This is a genomic window from Calothrix sp. CCY 0018, from assembly GCF_963920925.1.
Lineage (GTDB): Bacteria > Cyanobacteriota > Cyanobacteriia > Cyanobacteriales > Nostocaceae > Rivularia.
In genome coordinates, this window is record NZ_CAWUDI010000026.1 from 39923 (window position 1) to 61918 (window position 21996).

16 protein-coding genes, 1 tRNA gene and 1 pseudogene are annotated in these 21996 nt (G+C 37.7%); 7 read left to right on the forward strand and 11 right to left on the reverse strand.

The features are described from left to right. Nucleotides 1-40: 40 nt before the first annotated feature. Complete coding sequence (locus tag ACM03V_RS19210) at nt 41-1534, forward strand: phytoene desaturase family protein (protein WP_414622401.1); 1494 nt, start codon at nt 41-43, stop codon at nt 1532-1534. 172 nt (nt 1535-1706) lie between these two features. Beyond that, nucleotides 1707-2333, forward strand: a complete 627-nt coding sequence (locus tag ACM03V_RS19215) for a Uma2 family endonuclease (protein ID WP_414622402.1) — start codon at nt 1707-1709, stop codon at nt 2331-2333. Nucleotides 2334-2552: 219 nt separating this feature from the next. Here ACM03V_RS19215 and ACM03V_RS19220 read toward each other — a convergent pair whose 3' ends face one another. Further along, nucleotides 2553-4505 (reverse strand): pentapeptide repeat-containing protein, encoded by a 1953-nt coding sequence (locus ACM03V_RS19220; RefSeq protein ID WP_414622403.1) that lies wholly within the window; start codon nt 4503-4505, stop codon nt 2553-2555. 56 nt (nt 4506-4561) lie between these two features. Between ACM03V_RS19220 and ACM03V_RS19225 the strand changes: the two genes are divergently transcribed. Then, the gene (locus ACM03V_RS19225; RefSeq protein WP_414622404.1) at nt 4562-6598 is read left to right on the forward strand and encodes a trypsin-like peptidase domain-containing protein; all 2037 of its coding nucleotides are present in this window, start codon (nt 4562-4564) and stop codon (nt 6596-6598) included. Between the two features lie 79 nt (nt 6599-6677). Next, nucleotides 6678-7403 (forward strand): CHAT domain-containing protein, encoded by a 726-nt coding sequence (locus ACM03V_RS19230; RefSeq protein ID WP_414622405.1) that lies wholly within the window; start codon nt 6678-6680, stop codon nt 7401-7403. A gap of 355 nt (nt 7404-7758) precedes the next feature. On the opposite strand, the gene ACM03V_RS19235 is transcribed toward ACM03V_RS19230, so the two are convergent. From ACM03V_RS19235 to ACM03V_RS19275, 9 genes and pseudogenes are all read right to left on the reverse strand, one after another. Further along, the gene (locus tag ACM03V_RS19235) at nt 7759-8652 is read right to left on the reverse strand and encodes a glycine betaine ABC transporter substrate-binding protein (protein WP_414622406.1); all 894 of its coding nucleotides are present in this window, start codon (nt 8650-8652) and stop codon (nt 7759-7761) included. Between the two features lie 78 nt (nt 8653-8730). Next, nucleotides 8731-9366 carry an ABC transporter permease gene (locus ACM03V_RS19240; protein WP_414622407.1) on the reverse strand — a complete coding sequence of 212 codons (636 nt, stop codon included), beginning with the start codon at nt 9364-9366 and terminating at the stop codon, nt 8731-8733. Between the two features lie 101 nt (nt 9367-9467). After that, nucleotides 9468-10217 carry an ATP-binding cassette domain-containing protein gene (locus tag ACM03V_RS19245; RefSeq protein ID WP_414622408.1) on the reverse strand — a complete coding sequence of 250 codons (750 nt, stop codon included), beginning with the start codon at nt 10215-10217 and terminating at the stop codon, nt 9468-9470. A gap of 356 nt (nt 10218-10573) precedes the next feature. After that, nucleotides 10574-11749, reverse strand: coding sequence for an FHA domain-containing protein (locus tag ACM03V_RS19250; protein WP_414622409.1), 1176 nt, complete (start codon nt 11747-11749; stop codon nt 10574-10576). A gap of 322 nt (nt 11750-12071) precedes the next feature. Further along, nucleotides 12072-12473 (reverse strand): annotated as a pseudogene (locus ACM03V_RS19255) (ISNCY family transposase); the annotation flags it as partial. 610 nt (nt 12474-13083) lie between these two features. Continuing rightward, a tRNA-Asn gene (locus tag ACM03V_RS19260) sits at nt 13084-13155 on the reverse strand. A 153-nt stretch (nt 13156-13308) separates the two neighbouring features. After that, nucleotides 13309-13860 carry an NYN domain-containing protein gene (locus ACM03V_RS19265; RefSeq protein ID WP_414622410.1) on the reverse strand — a complete coding sequence of 184 codons (552 nt, stop codon included), beginning with the start codon at nt 13858-13860 and terminating at the stop codon, nt 13309-13311. Between the two features lie 451 nt (nt 13861-14311). Continuing rightward, nucleotides 14312-14998, reverse strand: a complete 687-nt coding sequence (locus tag ACM03V_RS19270) for an ABC transporter ATP-binding protein (RefSeq protein WP_414622459.1) — start codon at nt 14996-14998, stop codon at nt 14312-14314. A 7-nt stretch (nt 14999-15005) separates the two neighbouring features. Next, nucleotides 15006-15278 (reverse strand): hypothetical protein, encoded by a 273-nt coding sequence (locus ACM03V_RS19275; protein ID WP_414622411.1) that lies wholly within the window; start codon nt 15276-15278, stop codon nt 15006-15008. 372 nt (nt 15279-15650) lie between these two features. On the opposite strand from ACM03V_RS19275, the gene psbD reads away from it, so the two are divergent. Then, nucleotides 15651-16709, forward strand: a complete 1059-nt coding sequence (gene psbD / locus ACM03V_RS19280) for a photosystem II D2 protein (photosystem q(a) protein) (RefSeq protein ID WP_414622412.1) — start codon at nt 15651-15653, stop codon at nt 16707-16709. Nucleotides 16710-17493: 784 nt separating this feature from the next. On the opposite strand, the gene ACM03V_RS19285 is transcribed toward psbD, so the two are convergent. Then, a complete protein-coding gene (locus ACM03V_RS19285) occupies nt 17494-18396 on the reverse strand; it encodes a bestrophin family protein (protein ID WP_414622413.1) in 903 nt (300 codons plus the stop codon). 657 nt (nt 18397-19053) lie between these two features. Here ACM03V_RS19285 and ACM03V_RS19290 point away from each other — a divergent pair. Together ACM03V_RS19290 and ACM03V_RS19295 are read left to right on the forward strand one after the other, a co-directional pair. After that, on the forward strand, nt 19054-20874 hold the full coding sequence (locus ACM03V_RS19290) for an iron uptake porin (protein ID WP_414622414.1): 1821 nt from the start codon (nt 19054-19056) through the stop codon (nt 20872-20874). A gap of 503 nt (nt 20875-21377) precedes the next feature. Beyond that, nucleotides 21378-21815, forward strand: a complete 438-nt coding sequence (locus tag ACM03V_RS19295) for an RrF2 family transcriptional regulator (RefSeq protein ID WP_414622415.1) — start codon at nt 21378-21380, stop codon at nt 21813-21815. The last annotated feature ends 181 nt before the right edge of the window (nt 21816-21996 follow it).

Genomic DNA, 21996 nt, shown 5'->3' on the forward strand with positions numbered 1-21996 from the left:
TATTTTAAAGAATTTACTAACAATCAAGGGGCAAGCAATCATGAGTAAAAAAGTTATTGTTGTAGGTGCGGGGCCGGGTGGATTAGCTACAGCGTTACGGCTAAAAGGTCAGGGCTACCACGTAGAAATATTTGAGTCTGAAAGTCGCGTTGGTGGAAGAATGCGCGGTTTTCAAGATGGTGCTTATGCTTTCGACACCGGCCCAACTATACTGCAATTACCGCATCTCTACGACGATTTATTTGCTAGTGCCCAACTAAAACGGGAAGATTATATAACTTTCACTCGTTTAGAACCTTATACAAAATTACGCTTTTGGGACGATTCTACATTAGAACTTACCACCGATTTTGATAAATTAAAGCATCAACTAGCGGCTTTTCGTAGTGATTTACCAGCAGCTTTTGAACGTTGGTATGCGGAGGAAACAAAGAAGTATGACGCGGGTTACGAACCTTATCTTAGTCAACCCGCTCGTTCTATTTTGGGATATATGCGACTCGACGAACTGGGTACGGGTTTGAGATTTCGACCTTGGGAAACGCTTTATCAACACTTTTGGAATGCTTTTCAAGATGAGCGATTGGTTTATGCTCTTTCGTATCCAGCCAAATATTTGGGAATGCATCCAACCTTAAGCGCCAGCGTATTTAGTTTAATTCCCTATATCGAAATGGCGTTTGGTGTTTGGCATCCCCAAGGAGGATTTCGCGCTTTAGCTCAAGCAATAGCCCAAGGATTCCAAGATTTAGGGGGTAAAATCCATCTAAATACACCAGTAAAACAGGTATGGTTGGAGAATCGTCAAGTGCAAGGAGTAGAACTTGAAAATGGAGAACTAATAAAAGCAGATACTGTAATAGTAAACGCCGACTTTGCTCGTGCGGCACAAACTTTAATTCCTCAAACAGCACAAGGGAAATACACCGAAAATTTCTTTGCTAAAAAACAGTTTTCTTGCTCTACCTTCATGCTGTATTTAGGTATTAATAAACGCTATGATAATTTACCCCATCACCAACTCTATTTATCCGAACATATTCGTAAACAGGAAAAACCGTTTGTGAATGACTCAGCCTTAGATGAAATTGATCCACCATTTTACGTATGTAATCCGACTCCGGTAGATTCGAGCAACGCACCCGAAGGACATTCTACTTTATATGTTTTAGTACCAATTCCCCACACTGGATATGGTATTGATTGGGAGAAAAAAGCCAAAAGTTATCGAGATTTAATTATTAAAAGGTTGCCGTTATTGGGTTTTGATGGAGTAGAAAAACATCTAGTTAGCGAGACTTGCTATACGGCTAATAACTGGCAGAATGATTATTCAGTATATTTAGGTGCTGTTTTTAATCTGAGCCATAATTGGTTGCAGCTTGGCCCATTTCGTCCTCCAATTCGTTCGGAATATATCGATAAACTTTATTGGGTTGGTGGAGCAGTGCATCCCGGTAGTGGATTGATGACGATTTTGGAATCGGCTAAGAATACGGCGAAGTTTGTTGAGGAGGATTTGGTTAAGAAATAGTTTTTTAACGCAAAGGGGCGCGGAGGTAAACGCAGAGGTGACAGCAAAGTTTTTGCCGTTTACTGCTATAAGTAAAAAATAAAAACTATTGCTATTTCAAACCCTTCACTTAAAATATAGGCTCAATCTAAAATCCAAAACAAAAACATCCGTTGTTAAAATCTAAAATCGAATGACTCAAGCACCTTCAAAGCAAAAACTATTAACCATTCAGGAGTTTCTGGAGCAAAAACCCGATGGTAATCGCTATGAGCTACATAATGGAATAATCATTGAGATGGCACAACCTTCAGGTAAACATGAAAATGTAACAGGTTTTTTAGGTTTGCAAATTGGTATCGAATTTACCCGATTGAATCTTCCATATAATATTCCCAAAACGGCATTAGTAGGTTTTTCTGATGGAGAATCTAATTTTACCTACTGTCCCGATGTACTTGTTATCAACCGCAACAATTTAAAAAATGAAGAGTTGTGGGAAAAATGCTCTACCGTACAGCAACCAGAATCAGTTCCTTTACTAATCGAGGTAGTGAGTCAAAATTGGCGCGACGATTACTATAAAAAGTTTGCTGATTATGAAAGGATGGGCATTCCTGAATATTGGATTGTAGATTACGCAGGTTTGGGAGGACGAGATTTTATTGGTAATCCCAAGCAACCTGCTATTTTTGTTTGTGAGTTGGTAGATGGGGAATATGTTAAAACTTTATTTAGAGGAAATAAGCAAATAATATCTGCCTGTTTTCCAGAATTAAACCTTACCGCAGAGCAGATTTTTAACTCGGCACTGAACTAATGCTGAGCAGAAGTCATAAACGGTGACGCACGGAAATCTCACTATATTAATTTGTTACACAGCCTGTTATTACTCTATATGAGCAGTGTTATTAGAAAACATTTATCGAATGATAAGTATACATCTTTCCCAAACTGTATAGTTGGGAACTACCTTTTTTAATAATCGCAAAAATTTTGGTCTACTGATGGTAGCGAAATTCATTCACTGCTATTGAGCCTAACCCAATTGCGCGACCGCTTCTTGAATCGCAGTGGCAAATACTCCATCTAGCATTGCATCAGGAAGCTGCTGACCTTGTAAAATGAGCAGATGTTTGAAAATATCATCTTTTTCTGCCTCACTCAAAAGCACTTGCTTAATCAGCTCCGCCTGAGTGAGTGCTGTTGTCGCCACTTTTTGTCCCTGGAGTTGAGTTCTCATATTCCTGACGCTGGTTGTGATTTCCACTGGGTTGGAACTATTCGCAACGATACTGCGAACTTGTTCGGCGGCTTCATCGTATTCTATTTGTCCAGAACCAGCGAGGTTAGTAATGGTACTACCTGTAATGGAGAAACTATTACCAAATGGACGTTTGCTAAATTCTTTAATGGTCTCTGCTTGGTTCCCAGCAATTCCTAGTAGTTGATTAATTTGCTGTTCTTTAGAAGCAAGCAATTTTTGTAACTGTTCGTAGGAAGAATTGAGGCGTTTCTCTACTTCATGGTTAGAAACATTCTCATTATGAATTACCTTAACAACCCATAAATCTCCTCGTTTCTCGATTCCCTTTAGTTCTAATCCTAAACCGTCATCTTCTATTTGGAGTTTTTGTAAGGTGAAGGCGAAAGCACGCCAATTTAATCCTTCTTTGAAAACTAATTCAACAACATTACCGACTTCTTGATAGAGGGATTCAAATTCTCTAGGTTCAAAGTTGCGGTCTAATGGGTAGCGATCACATGGCTTTCCTTTATCATTTAACTTGCGGTAAATGTAATCACACTGGACGTTAGTAAAGCAGGTTTGATTGTTGACACTCCAATCTTGGATACATATTCCGGTCAAATTTGCATCTGTAAAGTCAACGTCTACACATTGAGCGCGTACCAAAATCGCATCTCGTAAATCAGCACCACTTAAATCTGCTCCGTTGAGATTCGTGTTAGTAAAGTTAAAGTCTCGCAAAATCGCATCATCTCTCAAACATGCTCCTTGTAAATTTAAATAACTGAAATCAGTATTATTGCTACATCCTTCTATTAGTAGTTTTTGTACCTTGGGATTATCTAAATCTATGTAACGATTGTCTACTCTAGCTCTATCTAAACCTTTTACATTTCTTAAACAAGTTCTGTAAAATTTATTTGCTCTTAAGTCAGTATTTGTTACTATAGCACTAGTAAAATCTATACTGCTCAAATCTAAATTATAAAAAGATGTACTCCCCCAAGTACTTAAGGTAATCGCCCATTTTTTCAAAAATAAGAAATTGGGGTTGACTTTATGACTAAAATTAGTCACTTTATAACTTGCTTTTACAAAAACAAATCCAAATATCATTCCAGCCAGCATTTTTGTGATGGCAAAGTCATCTAAAGTTAATACCCCATTATTGGAAGGAGATTGATTAAAAAAGTAAGCAACTACAACAGACAGAATTATTATTATCATAATAATCGTCATTTTTCTGAAATGTTGATGGCGATTTCCAAATAAAGAAAAAAATAATGCAAAAGATAAACTAGCGGTAAAGGAAATAAAAGCCGATAGTGCTAAGAAGACTAGATTAAAGGATAAGAATAGAGGTAAAAATTCAAAGATTTTGATAACTCCTATTTTGACAATTGCTAATGAAACAGCAAGTATTGTTAAAGTACTGGCACTAGCTTTCCATAAACCATTACTCACACTGTAATGACTTGTCTCAAGGAGCCAGATAATTGAAACTAAAACTGCAAAAATCATATAAAAAGAATTTTTATCTCCTTGCAGTAGTAAAACGAAAGAGCGACCTAACAAACCACTGAATACACCTAATGTGCTGCCTGATAATATGGCAAGCAAAATCATGAAACCTGAAATTATAAATCTATAGATTCTAGACTGTCCGCAAACTGCTAGCTGAAAATTAGAGCTTAGAGAAGCTTGGGAAAACTTTTTTCCGTAGACATAAGAGTAATTATTCATCTTATTTAAAATCCACAATTGAGCCCAATTAAATATTTTTGCAGGAAGAAAATTATATGAAAATTTACAGATTACTAAATATAGCACTTAATAATTATGAGACATTCACAAAAGAAGTTTGTGAGCGGGTGGGTGATGGAATAGTTTGTAGATTTATTACTGAAAATATACCAGAAGCAGGAGAACTTATAAGTTTCTCGTTGGAAGAAGAAAAAATAGATAATCATAAGATAGTTGAGATAATTAAAAAACGCAAAGCTGTAATCAAAAAGTTTCCCTCTTTATCAGTTGGTAGTCCAAATTATCTCCCATTTTCATTTTTACAAGGTGCTTTGAGATGTAGTGCAGCAGTGTGCTTAATCAAGAACAAGTATGAAATTGAAGATATAATTAAGCGTATTAAAAATACTAATACCAAAGCCTTTCCTTCAATACTTGATGTTATTTCAGATGAGCTTGATTTGGATGAGAAATTCTGGGAACCCTATACGACAGTTTCAGAAGCTATTGAAGATGAAAATTTTCAAAATCAGATGAAAGATAAAGAGAAAAATACAGTTTGGGTACCAATAGGTACAGGTTTTTTAGTAGGCAGAAATTATTTATTAACTAACCATCATGTCTTGCCTAATAAGGCAGAGGCAAAATCTTGCATTGTCCAATTTAAATATGAAAAAGATGAGTTCGGACGGGATAGAAAGCCAAGAATAGAATATTATCTCGATCCTAGCTTTTTCAAGACCAGTCCAGAATCAGAACTTGATTATACTATTGTCAAGCTTCATCCGTTTAGTTTTGATAAATCCACTGAACCAGAAAAAAAGCAGAAGAGGAATGAATTTAATCTAGCCTTCGAGGAAGCAGGTGATAATTTTGGATGGCTACCAATGCTCAAAGATGATGATTTGATATCACCACCTTTAAACTTAGAAGATTCAGAAATTTTTAATCGTCTTTCAGAAGACTTACAAAAAAGTGCTATTAAACTTGGTGGATTTGCTGGAGAATCTGTAAATATAATTCAGCATCCACGAGGTAGACAGAAGGAAATAGTCATTTCTGACAATAGAGTACAATCAATATATAAAAATTTTATCCAATATACAACCGATACTGATTTTGGTTCATCAGGTAGTCCTGTTTTTAATAACAGATGGCAGTTAGTTGCCTTACACCATGGAATGTTAGTTGAATATAAAGATGATGATGTCGAAAAATCTTTAGAAAAAAAAGTTATCGTTGGGGGAAATTTAGGTGTACGAATTAATCAAATTGTTGCACACTTAGAAAAACAGGAAGATACAGAGACAAGAAAGTTTTTAGATGATTTTGTTAATCAACAACCAACAATAAAAAGGAAAATATATATTTTAGCAGGTCGTGAGAGAAGAAGATTTAAAGATGAGATGATAAAAGAAGCTGAACTAACAAATTATATAGGTGAAAAAATTGGAGAATTACTGGAAAATCCCGAAACTCTGAAAAAAATATTTAACAAATTAAGTTCTACAAATCAATCTATTGAAAACTTTAACTACAATTTTCAACCAGAATATGTCCCACAAGAAAATAGGAAATATCTCCGAGGAGAAGATACGACAACCTTAGATAAGTCTATTAGTTGGATTCAACAAGAAACCAATAAACAAGTAATAGAGAATAATTATCAACTTGGAGATGTGGCAATAGAAATAGTAACAAACTATTATTATCAAAATACTAATGATCTAAAACCTAATGAAGTAGGAGGAGCAACCGTTTACTATGTAAACCTTCCAAATTACAAGGATGGGCGAAAAAGTGACGCTAAAACACTGTTGACTTCACTTTTGAACAACGTAAACAACCTACCTCCCGTACCTCCTGATTTAAATGATCGAGGTACACAGCCAGATACAGCAGTTCGGAATCAGGGTTTAAGATTTTGTCGTGACGTGATTATCCCCTCCCTGGTTTTGTATGTAGGGTACTGGACAAATCCGAAAGAACGTCAACTATTGGAGAATCGAAAAGACGAAATAGCTGAGGGAATTGTTAAAGGAATTGTGGAGTGGAGTAATAGCCTTTCTCCATGGATTAACCAAGCAAGTTAAGTAAGCAAATATTGTCTTCCAAGATTTACACTTGGCATTCAGGAAAATGCTGTGTTAACAATTTTTAACAAAAGTAACTATGAATAAAGAGAAAATTAATATTCTCATCTTGGCTGCAAACCCGAAAAATACAAACAAATTGCGCTTAGATGAAGAAGTACGGGGAATCTACGAAGCCTTAGAACGGGCAAAATTGCGAGATCAATTTGAAATTATCTCGCAGTGGGCTGTACGCCCTAACGATTTAGTATCCGCCATCGTCAAGTATAAACCGCAGATTGTTCACTTTTCCGGACATGGAGCAGGAATTGAAGGATTAGTCTTAGAGAATGACTTAGGAGAAGTGCAGTTTGTCAGTACAGAAGCCTTAGCGCAGCTATTTAAACTTTTTAAAGATAAAATTCAGTGTGTTTTGCTCAATGCCTGCTATTCAGAAGCTCAAGCTGAGGCAATTCATCAGCACATTGATTATGTGATTGGCATGAATAAGGCAATTGGCGATCGCGCAGCCATCAAGTTTTCCCAAGCATTTTATCAGGGTTTAGGGAATGAGCTATCCATTGAGGATACTTATGAACTCGGACGAATTGCCATTCAGCTAGTAGGTATTCCTGAGTATCTCACTCCCATCTTGAAAACAAAGGGGAAATCTGCTGCTAAAAGTCCAACCAGTTTTGAGCCAGAGCAAAAACCAGATAAACCACAAGAAATTTTACCCTATAGCAACGTATTTAACATATCAGAAAGCAATATCAAAAACGTTAGCGGCTCAGGAACAATTAATTACGAAGAATCCTCTGGTTAATAAGGTTCCATTTGCAACAGATTTGGGAAAAGTATATTTGTCAATAAGTTGCAAAACTTTACCTACACTTAGTATTTAAATTGTTCACAATTATAACCTCTACTGTATTGTCACGGTACAAAGCATCACTTTTAGAAAGTACTACAGCATTTAATCACCTGCTTTTCTAGCAATTGTAATTGTAGGAATTAAGGGAATATTTTTCTCTAGAAATACTCGCAAGCTCTTAAAAATATCTTATACTCCCAAAAAAATATCTAGCTTTTGGTTCTACAGCTTGAACTTACTTTTACCTTACTTTCACCTGTGAGAATTTCCAGAAATTATTACTAGTGATATAATCTCCCCATCTCTCCTACAAACCTCTAGCCTGACGAAACTCGCTGACAACTTCCTTCACTTTGCGTAACTCACCTTCAACTTCATAATTTAGTTGCTGCATTTCATCGGCAGTAAGAATTCCAGCTATCTGAGATAAAGGTTTTTGCAACTGCGGATATTTTTTTAAAGTCTCCTTACGCACAATCGGTGCAGCTTCATAAGGTGGAAAATATTTCTTATTGTCTTTTAATATCACCAAACCCAAACGAGCAATTTGTCCGTCGGTAGAGTTATTAACTACTACATCCACCAAGCCTTGAGTTAATGCTCGATATATCAAACCCAAATCCATACTTTTGGGCCTTCCCTTAAACTTTAAATTATAAGCTTTAACTAATCCTGGTAAACCATCTTCTCTTTCAGCAAACTCATAACCAATGCCAATATCCCACTTAGGTGCATATTTCGCAGCCTCTGAAATATTTTCAATATTGTATTTCTTCGCATCTTCACCGCGAACTATAACTGCATAAGTATTTTCAAAACCCAAAGGTTGCGTCACTTCTAAATTAAACTGTTTCTCGTAACCTTGTTTGACCGAATTGTAAACTTTTCTTGGGTCATCAATGACCTTTTTCTTCAAAATAGTCGTTAAAGCCGTTCCCGTATACTCTATATAAGCATTAATACTTCCAGCAACAAGAGCCTCATGACAAAGTTTAGTACCTTTCAAGGTTCTACGGTCAACTTTTAGATCGCTGGTTGCCTCAATTTGCTGCGCTAAAAGTTCTACTAAAATATCTTGTTCGGTAAAGCCTTTTGATGCTATTACGATATCTCCACCGTTACCATTCGAGGTAATACCACACCCAGCAAACCCCAAACTCACACACAAACAAACAATTAAAAGTGTAAAAAATTTCTTCATAGTAATTAGTAGTTAGTTGTTAGTAGTTAGTTGTTAGTAGTTAGGAGTTAAGAATCTAAAGTTCTCCCCATCTCCCAACTAAGTCTTTCCCTTAGTCAAACTACGTTCGAGCGCTCCAATCCCTAAGTCTGCAATCAGCGCAATGAATGCAGCAGGAACTGCACCAGCTAGAATCAACTCATTGTTTACCAAAGAAATTCCGCGAAAAATAAAGACTCCCAAACCACCAGCACCAATCGCTGCTGCAATAGTTGCAATTCCGATACCAATTACCATTGCAACTCGTACACCCGCCAAAATCACTCCTAATGCTAAAGGAATTTCTACCTGAAACAATAATTCCTTATCTGTCATTCCCATCCCGCGCCCAGCTTCGCGAATCGCCGGATTTACATTCATGATGCCAGTGTAAGTATTTCTAATTATGGGCAAAAAAGAATACAAAGTAAGTGCGAAAATTGCCGGAACCGGACCAATTCCGCCAATAATAGGAACTGGAATCAGCAAACCCAACAAAGCCAAACTAGGAATTGTTTGGAGAATATTCGCAATGCCTAAAATAGGCTGACGAAGAGCTTTATTACGAGTAATTAAAATCCCTAATGGAATACCTATAGCTGTGGCGATCGCGATCGCAATAATCACTAACACCAAATGTTCAATGCTGCGTTCTATAATTTCCGAACCGTATTTAATTAGAAAAAAATTATTCATGCTTGTAAAATAATATTGGGAATAGGGAATAGGGAATAGGGAATAGGGTATTGGACAAAGAGATGAAAAACAATCTAAAATCCAAAATCCAAAATCCAAAATCAAACAGCTGTTTCCAAACATTTAAGAAAAGCAACAGCTTCTGGATGCGAAGTACTTTTGAATTCCTCTGGAGTTCCCAAAAATACCAGTTCTCCCCCGTACATTAAACCAATTCTTGTTGCTAAAACAAAGGCTTCTTGAATATCGTGAGTTACAAAAACAACGGTTTTACCTAATTCCTGCTGCAACCGTTTAAACTCTTGCTGAAGTTCTAATCTTGTAATTGGATCTAATGCACCAAAAGGTTCATCCATTAATAATACCGGAGGATCGGCAGCTAATGCTCTCGCTACACCTACCCGCTGTCTTTGTCCACCAGAAAGTTCGTGAGGATATCTCGAAGCAAATTGCTCGGGTTCTAAACCTACCAACTTCAATAATTTAAAAACTCGTTCTTTAATTTTTTTAGAATTCCAACCTTCCAATGAAGGAATTAAACCTACGTTACGTTCGATTGTAAAATGAGGAAACAAACCTGTCTCTTGAATTACATAACCAATTTTGCGTCTTAGCTTGATTTCATCCCATTGAGTTGTTGGCGTACCTTCAAATATTACCTGACCTTCCGTAGGACGAAACAGGCGATTTATCAGCTTCATTGTTGTAGTTTTGCCGCTACCACTACGTCCTAAGAGTACTAATGCTTCTCCTTCACGAATTTTAAAACTTAGATTTGATACCATAGGACGTTGATTGCGACTGAGAGTAACATCACGGAACTCTACAGCGTATTCATTTTTCTGTGACATGGATTTATTTTAGCTGAGCGTATGCTTAATGTACTTCATTAAGCTTCCGACTGTTGGCTAAGTATAGCGAAATTTGTTTAGAGAGAGGGAGATATGGGGGAAGAGGAGAGGGGGAGAGGGGGAGATGGGGGGATGGTAAGCCACTGCGTTGCGGAGGTTCCCGCAGTACGAGCAAGTGGCGCAACCCGAAGGGGGAGACAAGGGGACAAGGAGAAATTTTACAGCCGATTTCCTGCACAGTCAGGTACAGCACATATTGAATCATTCAAGAATTATTATGCTTTATTCTCCTACTCCCAACTCCCTACGATTTTGATTGACTGATACCTGAGAAAATTCACTAAAATCAATCAATTTTAACATTTGCGTTCACTCTGAATTTGTTCGGGATGTATCTTTAAGTTTGGCAGTCTCGATGTTAAATCGGGTTTAGGATTCGATAACCCAAAACTTTCCTGAGAATAATTGTGCATCGGGAAATTTAGTGACTCGAACATAGTTTGAACGCTTTCAAGAAAACCTTCCGAGCCGCAAACATATACATTACGTTCCCCAAAATCGGGAGCTATTTCCCATAACATTGTCTCATTCAATTTGCCTTTATACCCCGACCAAGTTGAATCAAATTCATCGTTCGTTAAAGTAATAGCCAATTTAAAATTAGAATTTCTCGATGCCATCAACTCTAACTCTTCTCGGAATATAATATCGGATTGCGTGCGATCGCTATAGATGAAAATTACGTCGTAATCGGCTGTGGTATCGTAAAGCCAACGAGACATAGACATCAAAGGTGTAATCCCGCTACCAGCACAGATAAATAAAAGTTTTTTGTAAGAATTTTCAAAATAATTAAAATCGCCCATTGGGGGACTAATTTTGATTTTATTTCCAACTACAAAGTTATCGTGCAACCAATTGGAAACAAAACCTGTTGAAACCCGCTTAACGGTGATTTGTAAATTATAAGGTCGTGAAGGGCTTGAGGAAATAGAGTAAGTACGTTTAATTTGTTTACCGCCAATTTCCAAATCCAAGATGACAAACTGCCCCGGTTTGTAATTAAACGATATATCGTTAAATAAAATTGGTGGTTCTGCAATCAAGCAAAAGGTTTTGACATCATGGGTTTCTTGAATAATTTTAGAACATCTAACTATAAATTCTTTCTTCTGACACAATAAATTTTGAGTTGGAGCGATAGCGGTATCTAAGTTTGTGTCTTCAAATTCAAACAATACAAAAAAATCACCAACTCGAATAACGTCACCGAATTGTAACAGAAAGCTTTGGTTTACTTCCACATCTTGATTATTAATGCGAGAACCATCGGTGCTAGCAAGATCGATATAATAATACTTTTTATCCTGATATAGAATAATACCATGTACGCGACTGACTTCGGGACTATTAAGAATAAAATCGCAATTGGGATGTCTACCAATTAAACAACAAAAAAGATTTTCTTCAACAGGTACAATACTTTTCTCTTGGAAACTGCCTGTGATATAATGAAAAGCTTTAACTTTCATATTTTTTAACTACAATAATTATTTCCAGATTCGCAACTCTCTTTGGAAGGAAATTGCTTTTAATAACAATAATGAAATTCCGTAAATATAGAATTTATGCATTATAGATTTATCTAATTAGACCATCCCGAAATTGCAAAATTATTTTTTTGTAGTGTGAGCCGGAAAGCTCGCTATTTATAAATTAGTACAAAATCTCAATTTTCATCACAACAATTAAATATAATTAATCATTGCTCTAATTTTGTTTACGTCTAATTAACGTAGGTAAGTCAGCTTGTGTTGATATATCGTTAGATTGAATAAAATTTATAGCAGTTCGAGAATTTGTTTGATGTTGAGATGGAAGTCTAGATGCATAACGATAACGATAAATTAGATTTTTTCGTCCATCCCATTTTTTCTTTTCTACGGTTTTTACTTCTCCATTGTTGTCGAGAAAATCTAGCCATTCATATAAGGTTTGATGAGAAGATTTTAGACAAACAAAAATCAAATTATAATCTTGTTTGAGAGCTAATTCACAGATTGGTTGATGAGAGTATAAATCATCCCCCAAAAGAGTTACACGACTTCCATATTTATTTTTAGGGTTCTTTCTTAACCACCTTTTTAGTTCCAAAAAAGAGGGAGATTGAGTGAAAAAGACTGATAAAGCAGATATCACGGCATCTTCTATCTGATACTTAGTATTATTCCCTGGTTTTCTTATATCAGGTAAATCATATACAGCATATTTCATTTTTATAAGGTAGATTCTGGCGAGCAGGGATGCCCACCCCACAAGAGTTTTATGATATGAGGTTGTACCTGATTTAACTGCAAAGTGCTGTAATTCTTGACTTAAGAATTTTATTAATTCCGGGATTTCTATAGAAGCGCTCCAATTCGATAAATATAGCGGTTTTCGCCAAATCCACAATTGTTATCTGTAGGATTTACAATAAGCCCCCAAATTAGCGGGGTATTGGAGGATCTTAATGCCGAGAATATCCACAATTTTATCTGCCTTACGGGAAGTGCTGCACTAGGGTGTTGACTTTGGAGGGATTTCTATGCTTAAAGTTCATACAACTTTTATGTCGGTAACAACCATAATCTTTCTCCCTTACCCCGCCCTAACGGGCACCCCTCTCGCAAATTTGGGAGAGGGGAAGGGGGAGAGGGCAATATATAAGGGGCAAACACATACATTTTTTGCATGATTTTTTATCCCTTAAAAGGACACAAAATCAACAGCCTAGTGCTGCACGCTTCGTTGCGGCTACCTAAGTCCATTTATTTACTTATAATGCCAACTACCTATAAGCATTAAACAATAAATAAATTTTAAACTCCCCAGGCAAGATTCGAACTTGCGACCAATCGGTTAACAGCCGACCGCTCTACCACTGAGCTACTGAGGACTACGATTACTAATAGTAAAGCTAAAAAGAAAATTTGGCAAGTACTTTTACAAACTTTTTTTAAAGTTTTTGACAGCCCTTTTAGCAATACATTCGTACCAACGCTCGTTGGCTCTGTAGTTAGTAGATGCCCTTGGGGTTTCCTATAGGTATCTATTTCAAACCCATTCGCAATTCAGCTAGCTTTTGACGCGATTTAGCATCAATAGAGTTAGCTAAGAATCTACCGTTGGTCTTTTTACGCGATTTGTACTTTTGTCGCGTTCTACAAACGGTGGCTTCTATTTCGTAACAGAGTTGTTGTGCAGATATCCACTCCGCTCCATACCCCTGTACCGTTAACTGTTGCGCCCGGTCTGAAGTGGCTACAACTACTCGCGATAATAAACGCTCTCGTACTTTCTGACGCAATGACGCGCAAAGTTTTTCAATGTAAGTGTCTGCCGTTTGCCCGAAATCTGTATAAAAAGCCGAGACAAGTTTGGTCACAACTTCTTCATTGCTGCCATTCTTTTGAAAATGGGCATCGAACACTACTTGGGTTTGATGACCCGTAAATGCACTGTAACCCACGAGGGCTTCAAGCAACTCATTACGTGCAGTTTCTAGTCCAAAGTTATCGCAAGTCTTCTTTAAACAAGACCAAGCGCCAATGATGTTATAACCGTCTACGAGTAAAACGGCTGGGGTAAATGAAGGGGACATGGTTTTGAATCACAGTATTCTAGATTTTACAATTTTCATTCATAACTCTTATAGTAGTTCAAGCATTACTTGTAACACTATGTTACATAAGCATAAAATCCCAGCAATACTACGAAACCCTTACCAAATAAAGGTCATTCGATTTGATATTTTTGATTGACTAATTTGGATTGCTCTTTTGTTTACTTTCGCAAAAATCATCAGATAGGGCAGAAAATCAAATAAAATAAAAGCTCCACCGCTCCACGTTAGCAATTAGATGGGGATTTAAACCCTAACAAGACGCAAAGCTCGCCAATTGACGGCTTCGGTATTAAACCCGTTAAAAGCTAAAAGCTGGATAAAACCAAATAAAATAAACGCGCCTATTATTAGTAGACGCGCTAAAATATTTGATAGATAGTAAATAATTACTACTTGAGATAGAAGACATTAAGAAAGAAAAATAATCTTAATTTCCTCCTTGCAATTCCATTAAAACTTGTTTGAGACGAGCAGGCTCTCCTTTATCTATTAAAACTCCTTGCTCAAGTAGGAAAGCACCGTCGCAGTAATTTAATTCATCTAAACGATGAGTCACCCAAAGGGCTGTAATACCTCGACTTTTTACCAAACGATGCACACCAGCCACTAATTCTAATTGGCTATCTGGATCGAGTAAGGCAGTGGGTTCATCTAACAATAACAAAGCACAACGACGGGCGATCGCACCGGCAATGGCTACTCGTTGTTTTTGTCCCCCACTTAAAGCATAGATAGGACGACGTTGCAGTGAAAGTAAGTTGACTGCGCTTAGTGCTTCTTCTACTCTTTCTCTAACTTGCTTTTGCGGTAATTGTTCTTGTACTAATCCAAAAGCCACGTCAGCACCAACAGTAGGCATTACTAATTGATGATCGGGATTTTGGAATACAAAACCAACTGGGTGTAAAACTCCTATTTCGCCACTTTTAGGAGTTAATAGCCCCGCGAGCAGTCTAAGTAAAGTCGATTTCCCACTACCGTTTGTACCTAAGAGCATCCAAAATTCACCTCTAGGTACTTCTAAAGAGCAAGATTTGATTACTTGCACTCCTGAGGGCCAATCAAAGTTTAAATCTTTTACTGAGATTCCCGGTTCACTCGTTTTGTGTTCCACCAATGTTTTATTCCGAAGTTAAAGCAAAGAAACCAGGAGTTTTACCACCTCCACCAGCTGCACCTTCTCTCTGAGTTATCTGAATACCAGAAATTTCAGTAGCACGAATCGCGATTTTTTTCTCTACCTTACCTTCAGACTCAAGCTCAATAATATCTGGATTACCAGAACGCATTGCGGATAAAACTAGCTGATAGATAGCTTCAGCATCTTCTTGAGTCTTGCGCTCAACGGATGCGGGGAAAGCTGTATTTCTTACTGTTAAATCGATAGTAAACATGGAACCTTAATTAAAATTAACTGTTTTGTCTAATTTTAGCGTCAGCACTACATTAACAGCCCGAACTGAATTATGAGAATGAAAAATTACTAAATCTAAAAAAAATATTAACTATTCGCAACCTGTAACTATTACCTGATATAGGACTCTTCGCATACCCAAGCATTCAGGTACAGTCGCAAAAAAAAATCAGTTTTTTTTAAAACCCACTGGAAAAATTACCTATTTTTCTATACAATAAGATTAGAGACAGTAAAAATTTGTAAACTAGATTGACAATCTAGTTGCTTTTCTGCTTGAGGACGGCAATGAGATGCCAACCTCAAATTTGAAAAAAAAACTGTAATTATAACTATTTGGAGATTTGATCTCATGACCATCGCAGTTGGACGCGCCCCTAGCACTAGAGGCTGGTTTGACGTACTCGATGACTGGTTAAAACGAGACAGATTCGTTTTCATCGGTTGGTCGGGTCTATTGCTTTTCCCCTGTGCCTACATGGCTCTAGGTGGATGGCTCACAGGTACAACCTTTGTATCTTCCTGGTATACCCACGGTTTGGCATCTTCTTACTTAGAAGGTTGTAACTTCTTGACCGTGGCAGTATCCACACCCGCAGACAGCATGGGACATTCCCTATTGCTTTTGTGGGGCCCTGAAGCTCAAGGTGACTTCACCCGTTGGTGTCAGTTGGGCGGATTGTGGACGTTTGTTGCGTTACACGGAGCTTTCGGTTTGATTGGCTTCATGTTGCGTCAATTTGAAATTTCCCGTTTGGTGGGAATTCGTCCTTATAATGCGATCGCGTTTTCTGCACCTATCGCAGTATTCGTCAGCGTATTTTTGATGTACCCCTTGGGTCAATCTTCTTGGTTCTTCGCACCTAGCTTTGGTGTAGCAGCAATCTTCCGTTTCTTACTATTCTTCCAAGGTTTCCATAACTGGACTTTGAACCCCTTCCATATGATGGGAGTAGCAGGAGTATTGGGTGGTGCGCTGTTGTGTGCAATTCACGGTGCAACCGTAGAAAACACCTTGTTTGAAGACGGTGACGGTTCCAACACATTCCGTGCATTTGAACCAACCCAAGCAGAAGAAACTTATTCAATGGTGACAGCAAACCGTTTCTGGTCACAGATTTTCGGTATTGCATTCTCCAACAAACGCTGGTTGCACTTCTTTATGTTGTTCGTACCAGTTACCGGGTTATGGATGAGCGCAGTAGGTGTAGTAGGCTTAGCGCTGAACCTACGTGCTTATGACTTCGTATCTCAAGAATTGAGAGCGGCAGAAGATCCAGAATTTGAAACTTTCTACACTAAGAATATCTTGTTAAACGAAGGTATCCGTGCATGGATGGCTCCTCAAGACCAGCCACACGAGCAGTTTGTATTCCCAGAGGAAGTTCTACCTCGTGGTAACGCACTGTAATTTTGATTTCAGATTTCAGATTTCATAAAATCTTGATTCTCAGCTAAAAGAGAAGCAAGAAACTGATTTCATCCCCGTCAAATGGCGGGGATTTTTATTTTAGATTTTGATTCTGAAAAACTAATTGCAATCTAAAATCGAAAAAATAGACATTATTGTGGATATTTTGTTTAAAGTCATGCTATAGTAGTAGCATACAAAGAAAGGGCAAATTGCTCTGACTCTTTTGAGATTAAAAGCCGCTTAGGCAACAAGGAGGTGATGCCCATGATAGAAAGTAGTATACGCATGGGTCGTCAAGTTGTAGCAAACCGGCTGTGCGCCGGAGCTGTGCTCTAAGAGTTACTTTAGTCTTTTTAAAGGCTAATTTATCTTAAGCGACAAGGCTGAATTGGAGTTCCTTCCGGCAGTCAGGTTACAATTTGAAGACCCAACTAGACCGCTCTTAGATTAAGTCATCTGGCTTAACTAAGAGCGGATAGTTTTTTATGGGTACTTTTAATAAAATCTCACGGTTGATTTTGATTCTGTAGCAGCGATTTTAACCAACAAGCGAACTATTAAGTTAAACTTTTTAAATATCTTTTAAGGCTTGAAGAGACTGAAAAACCCGAATTATTTGTTTTTGGTTAATCTCAGGTTTAGCGTTCCCTATTGCCTTTTTTTTCAATTTTTCTAAATTACTCCCTCCTGATAGCTGCGATTACTTATAAAAATTCCTTTTGCTCTCCCCACTCTTCCCCCTCTCATTCAAATAGGTAATGTTCCAACGGCACAAGAATATCTATTGAATTTTGTTCGCATCGAATGTTGGTCTTAAACTAATTAAATCTTCAATATTTCGCTTCATCGTATCGCAAATCGCGTCTAACGGTAAATCGTTATTATCAAAACCGAAGGGATTTTCAATTTCTAGTCCAATTGCTTCGATACCAAATAGGGTAAAGCTAATTACCCCAGTAATCGCACCAGTTGCCCATCCAAGATTCTCCACCAATTGAAAAGGTAGTAGCAAGCAATAGAGTATTAACAACTGTTTCAAATGTATCGTATAAGCCAAAGGTATAGGCGTTTTTAAAATACGCTCGCACGCTCCTAAATTATCTACCATGCTATTGATTAATTCTTGCATCGTGATTAACTGATAATTATTTAGGCGATCGCGATTACACTGCTGTTGTAAATAATCTCCTATCCAAAAAGCTATTTCTAGAGGAGGATGATTCATAGTTAGCAATGTCATGTATTTTGATTCGAGCATTAACTCTTCTAATTCACTATTTACAGGTAAAGAACGTAAGTGTAATTTAGTTGCCACTGCGAAAGCAACTAGTAAACGCAATGCTGCAACTTTCTCTTTTCTATCTTCCGAAAATTTTTCATCTACAGATACCAAGATTAATCGCGCCAAATTTCTGACATTATTGACAATATCCCCCCATGCTTTTCTACCTTCCCAAAAACGGTCATAAGCTGTATTCGTGCGAAACACAAGTAATAAACCTAGTACAATGCTAGGGATAACGCTACCTAAAATAGGTTGGGATACAGGAAAATTAAAATAATAAAGTAGAGAAACAAAGCTACCAAATAATCCAAAAAATATAACTCGGTAGTAAATTGTTGTAATAACTGTACCTTTAACTTGGAAAGCTAATCGCAACCGTCTTAGTCTCTGTGACCCCATGCAGGTACCCGAATAAATATTAATTTTTGTTTAAGATATAAACATTTAGAGTATAAATTAATATGCGTCGGATGGTATTCATTTTATTGATACTTTGACTAAAATAATGTGCTTATACAAGCGTCTCACTAACTTGAGTATTGACAAATCAACTCTTCCCCTTTATAGTTACTACCTCTACCTAAATCAGAAAAAAATTACTTCGTTTAAGTGCAGAATTATCCATCCTAAAGTAAGATGTCGTTAAGAATAAGTTAAGTTAATTTTAATGTGAACTTTTCAATAATTTTAGAATTAACTCGGAGGTTGCGAGCAAAGGTAGTGTAAAACATCAAGTAAGACTTGAAGTAAAACAGATAAAGTTGTTTATCATCAGCTTTTACTTTTTTATCTCAATTGTGTGACAGTTAACAATCTGACCATATGATTGCGTTCTATTTTACTTGTCTTATAATTAAAGGCTATAAAGGATATGTTTTTGCATAAGTTAATTACATCGATCTTTATTTAAATTTAGTCGGTTATTAGCTTAGCAATAATTAAAATTGTGTGTGGGGTGATTGTGCCTCCTAAACAAGTTTCACTATCTAAGTGGATTAACGATCAAATTTGCAGCAAAGTAGATTATCCGTGTAAGGTGTGAGGAGAAGAGGAATAATGTCTAATTTTTTGTGGAAATCCTTGGCGTTAAGTCAGGCCGTTTTCGGAGCTTCATTGTTAGTTTCAACAACTGCGATCGCGGCTCCCAGTACTACTGAATCTGAAGCTGTTAGTACTGAAGTATCTCAATTCGAAAAGTCGGGAACTGAAACTCCATCTGTATTTTCAGCTTCTTTAGAATCTCAAGAAACACAAACGTTGGCTCAAGCTCAACAAACTGAAGACAACGTTTTACAAGAAGTAAACCAGTACAGTAGTGAAGGACAAGAGAATGGAAGTCAATCTCAGGTAACTTCCGTTTCTCAGTTTTCCGACGTACAGCCAACCGATTGGGCTTTCCAAGCTTTGCAATCATTGGTTGAGCGTTATGGCTGTATAGCTGGTTATCCTAACGGTACCTATCGTGGAAACCGTGCTTTAACTCGTTATGAATTTGCAGCAGGTTTGAATGCTTGTTTGGATAGAGTTAACGAATTAATAGCAACTGCTACTGCTGATATTGTTACCAGAGAAGATTTAGCAACTTTACAGCGTTTGCAGGAAGAATTTTCTGCTGAACTAGCTACTTTACGCGGACGAGTAGATGCTTTAGAAGCGCGTACCGCTGAAATCGAAGCGAATCAATTTTCTACAACAACCAAACTAGTTGGTGAAGCGATTTTCGCCCTAACCGATGGTTTTGGTGACACTGCTGACGACCTTAACAATACCGTCTTCCAAAACAGAATTCGCTTGGACTTGCAAACCAGCTTCACTGGTAAAGATGTTTTGCATACCCGTTTAGCGACTGGTAACGCTCAGCGTTTGAATACTGGAACAGATGTTGATGGAGATGGAATTGCCGATGTTAGCGGTGAGAACTTCCAAACCTTTAACTTAACTGGCGATCCAACTAATAGCAATGACGTTTATTTAGACTGGTTAGCTTACTATACCAACCTCGGTCCTGCACAACTTTATGTTTCTGCTACCGGCGGTATTCATAGCGATTATGCTGCTACAGTTAATCCTTACTTCGAGGATTACGACGGTGGTAATGGTGCCTTGTCTACCTTCGCTTCCGAAAGTCCCATCTATCGTATCGGTGGTGGTGCAGGTGCGGCGCTGAATATCAAATTTGGTGCAGGTAACAGTATTCTCAGACCAAGTTCTTTAACAGTTGGTTACTTGGGTTCAGAACCTAGCAATCCAGGAATTGGTTCTGGTATATTCAACGGTAACTATGCCGCTCTGGGACAGTTGAACTTTAACGTTAGTAACCGCATTGCATTAGCTGCAACCTACGTTCATGGCTATCATGGTGCAGGTAGTACCTTGTTTGATGCTGGTGGATTTGGAGGTACAACAACAAGAGCAGATGGTTCAGTTATTCCTACTCCTGTAGTTGGTACCACACAAGCAAACTTGATTGAAAATCCGTCTTCAAGTAACTCCTACGGTTTAGCAGCAGCAATTAGACCAAGCGATAAGTTCTCAATTAGTGGTTTTGTTTCTTACCACGACGTTACAGGCTTTGGCGCTGACGATGACTTTGAAGCTTGGAGTTGGGGTGCTGGTATAGCTTTACCTGACTTCGGTGGTAGAGGTAATGTTTTAGGTGTCTTCGCTGGTGCTCAACCTTACTCTTTAAATAGAGGCTTAGCTACTGATGGTCGTAATGATGCTGATATTCCTTACCACATCGAAGGATTCTACAAGTATCGCGTCAACGATAATGTTTCCATCACTCCGGGCGTTATTTATCAGACCTCTTCTGGACAGAATGATGATAGCGATGATACGTTCATCGGTACTCTCAGAACAACCTTTACGTTCTAGAGAACTAACGAAAATCTAACAGTTTGATATAAGTTGCTCCCTGTTAATTAATGGGGAGCAATTTATTTGTAAAGAGAAAGCAGCAAACCCCAGTGGAGAACCGGAGTATACTAAAGAAAGTTAGGAATGATGGGTTAGGAGTTAGGAGTTGTGTCAATTTGAATCTGACATTGGTAAGTAGTGCGATCGCCTTGGTCGCTGGCAGTGTCAATAATTCTGCTAGGTTCGTAGTAGCGCCGTCTAGCCTATGGCACGCCTGACGGCGAACGCCTCCGGATTCCGGAATTCGGATGCGCTGTAAACGAAGTTTTCTCGTTAGCGAAGCGTCTCCCTCCGGGAGATAGAGTAGCGCTACTACGAACAAATGATTACCCCACAAAATTAATGTGGTGGAGTACTAGAAACAAGATAAAGAAATATTTTTGAAACCTTTAATATCACAACTCCAAACTCCAAACTCCAAACTCCAAACTCCTAATCCTTAACTTTTATCAAAACAGCTTGTGGAACTATCGTGTAAATCAGAATATGCAATTTTGGCGTTATTGGAATTAGCAACCCATTACCAAAAAGGGGAGCCATTGCAAATTCGGCAAATTGCAGCTAAACAAAATATACCCGACCGTTATTTAGAACAACTGCTGGCAACGTTGAGACGTGGTGGACTTGTTAAAAGTCAACGTGGTTCTAAAGGTGGCTATTTCTTGACGCGAGAACCTTGGAAAATTACTTTATTTGATGTTTTTGTATGTGTGGAAGGGCTTGACAAATTACAAAATTGTGAAGAAGACAGTACTAAAACTTCAGATAGTGCTGTTGTAGAAGATATTTGGGAAGAAGCACGTCAAGCTGCTAATTCGGTATTACAAAAATATACGCTTTTAGATTTGTGTGAAAAGCGAGACTCCCACAAGCATTTGGATATTATGTATTACATTTGATGGGAATTGGGCATTGGGCATGGAGCAAGGTATATTAAATTAATTATTTAACATTTGGTTATAAGTTGATGATTAGGTTGGCTATTCATAAGATATATATAAGCATTTGATTCACATACAATTCAAAAATATAATTCTTGTAGGACAGGCGAGACAGCTTGTTCCCAATGCCAAATTACTA

Excerpts from the sequence above, each read along its gene's own strand:
- ACM03V_RS19210 (WP_414622401.1), top strand. The coding sequence starts at position 41 with ATGAGTAAAAAAGTTATTGTTGTAGGTGCGGGGCCGGGTGGATTAGCT.
- ACM03V_RS19215 (WP_414622402.1), top strand. The coding sequence starts at position 1,707 with ATGACTCAAGCACCTTCAAAGCAAAAACTATTAACCATTCAGGAGTTT.
- ACM03V_RS19220 (WP_414622403.1), bottom strand. The coding sequence starts at position 4,505 with ATGAATAATTACTCTTATGTCTACGGAAAAAAGTTTTCCCAAGCTTCT.
- ACM03V_RS19225 (WP_414622404.1), top strand. The coding sequence starts at position 4,562 with ATGAAAATTTACAGATTACTAAATATAGCACTTAATAATTATGAGACA.
- ACM03V_RS19230 (WP_414622405.1), top strand. The coding sequence starts at position 6,678 with ATGAATAAAGAGAAAATTAATATTCTCATCTTGGCTGCAAACCCGAAA.
- ACM03V_RS19235 (WP_414622406.1), bottom strand. The coding sequence starts at position 8,652 with ATGAAGAAATTTTTTACACTTTTAATTGTTTGTTTGTGTGTGAGTTTG.
- ACM03V_RS19240 (WP_414622407.1), bottom strand. The coding sequence starts at position 9,366 with ATGAATAATTTTTTTCTAATTAAATACGGTTCGGAAATTATAGAACGC.
- ACM03V_RS19245 (WP_414622408.1), bottom strand. The coding sequence starts at position 10,217 with ATGTCACAGAAAAATGAATACGCTGTAGAGTTCCGTGATGTTACTCTC.
- ACM03V_RS19250 (WP_414622409.1), bottom strand. The coding sequence starts at position 11,749 with ATGAAAGTTAAAGCTTTTCATTATATCACAGGCAGTTTCCAAGAGAAA.
- ACM03V_RS19265 (WP_414622410.1), bottom strand. The coding sequence starts at position 13,860 with ATGTCCCCTTCATTTACCCCAGCCGTTTTACTCGTAGACGGTTATAAC.
- ACM03V_RS19275 (WP_414622411.1), bottom strand. The coding sequence starts at position 15,278 with ATGTTTACTATCGATTTAACAGTAAGAAATACAGCTTTCCCCGCATCC.
- psbD (WP_414622412.1), top strand. The coding sequence starts at position 15,651 with ATGACCATCGCAGTTGGACGCGCCCCTAGCACTAGAGGCTGGTTTGAC.
- ACM03V_RS19285 (WP_414622413.1), bottom strand. The coding sequence starts at position 18,396 with ATGGGGTCACAGAGACTAAGACGGTTGCGATTAGCTTTCCAAGTTAAA.
- ACM03V_RS19290 (WP_414622414.1), top strand. The coding sequence starts at position 19,054 with ATGTCTAATTTTTTGTGGAAATCCTTGGCGTTAAGTCAGGCCGTTTTC.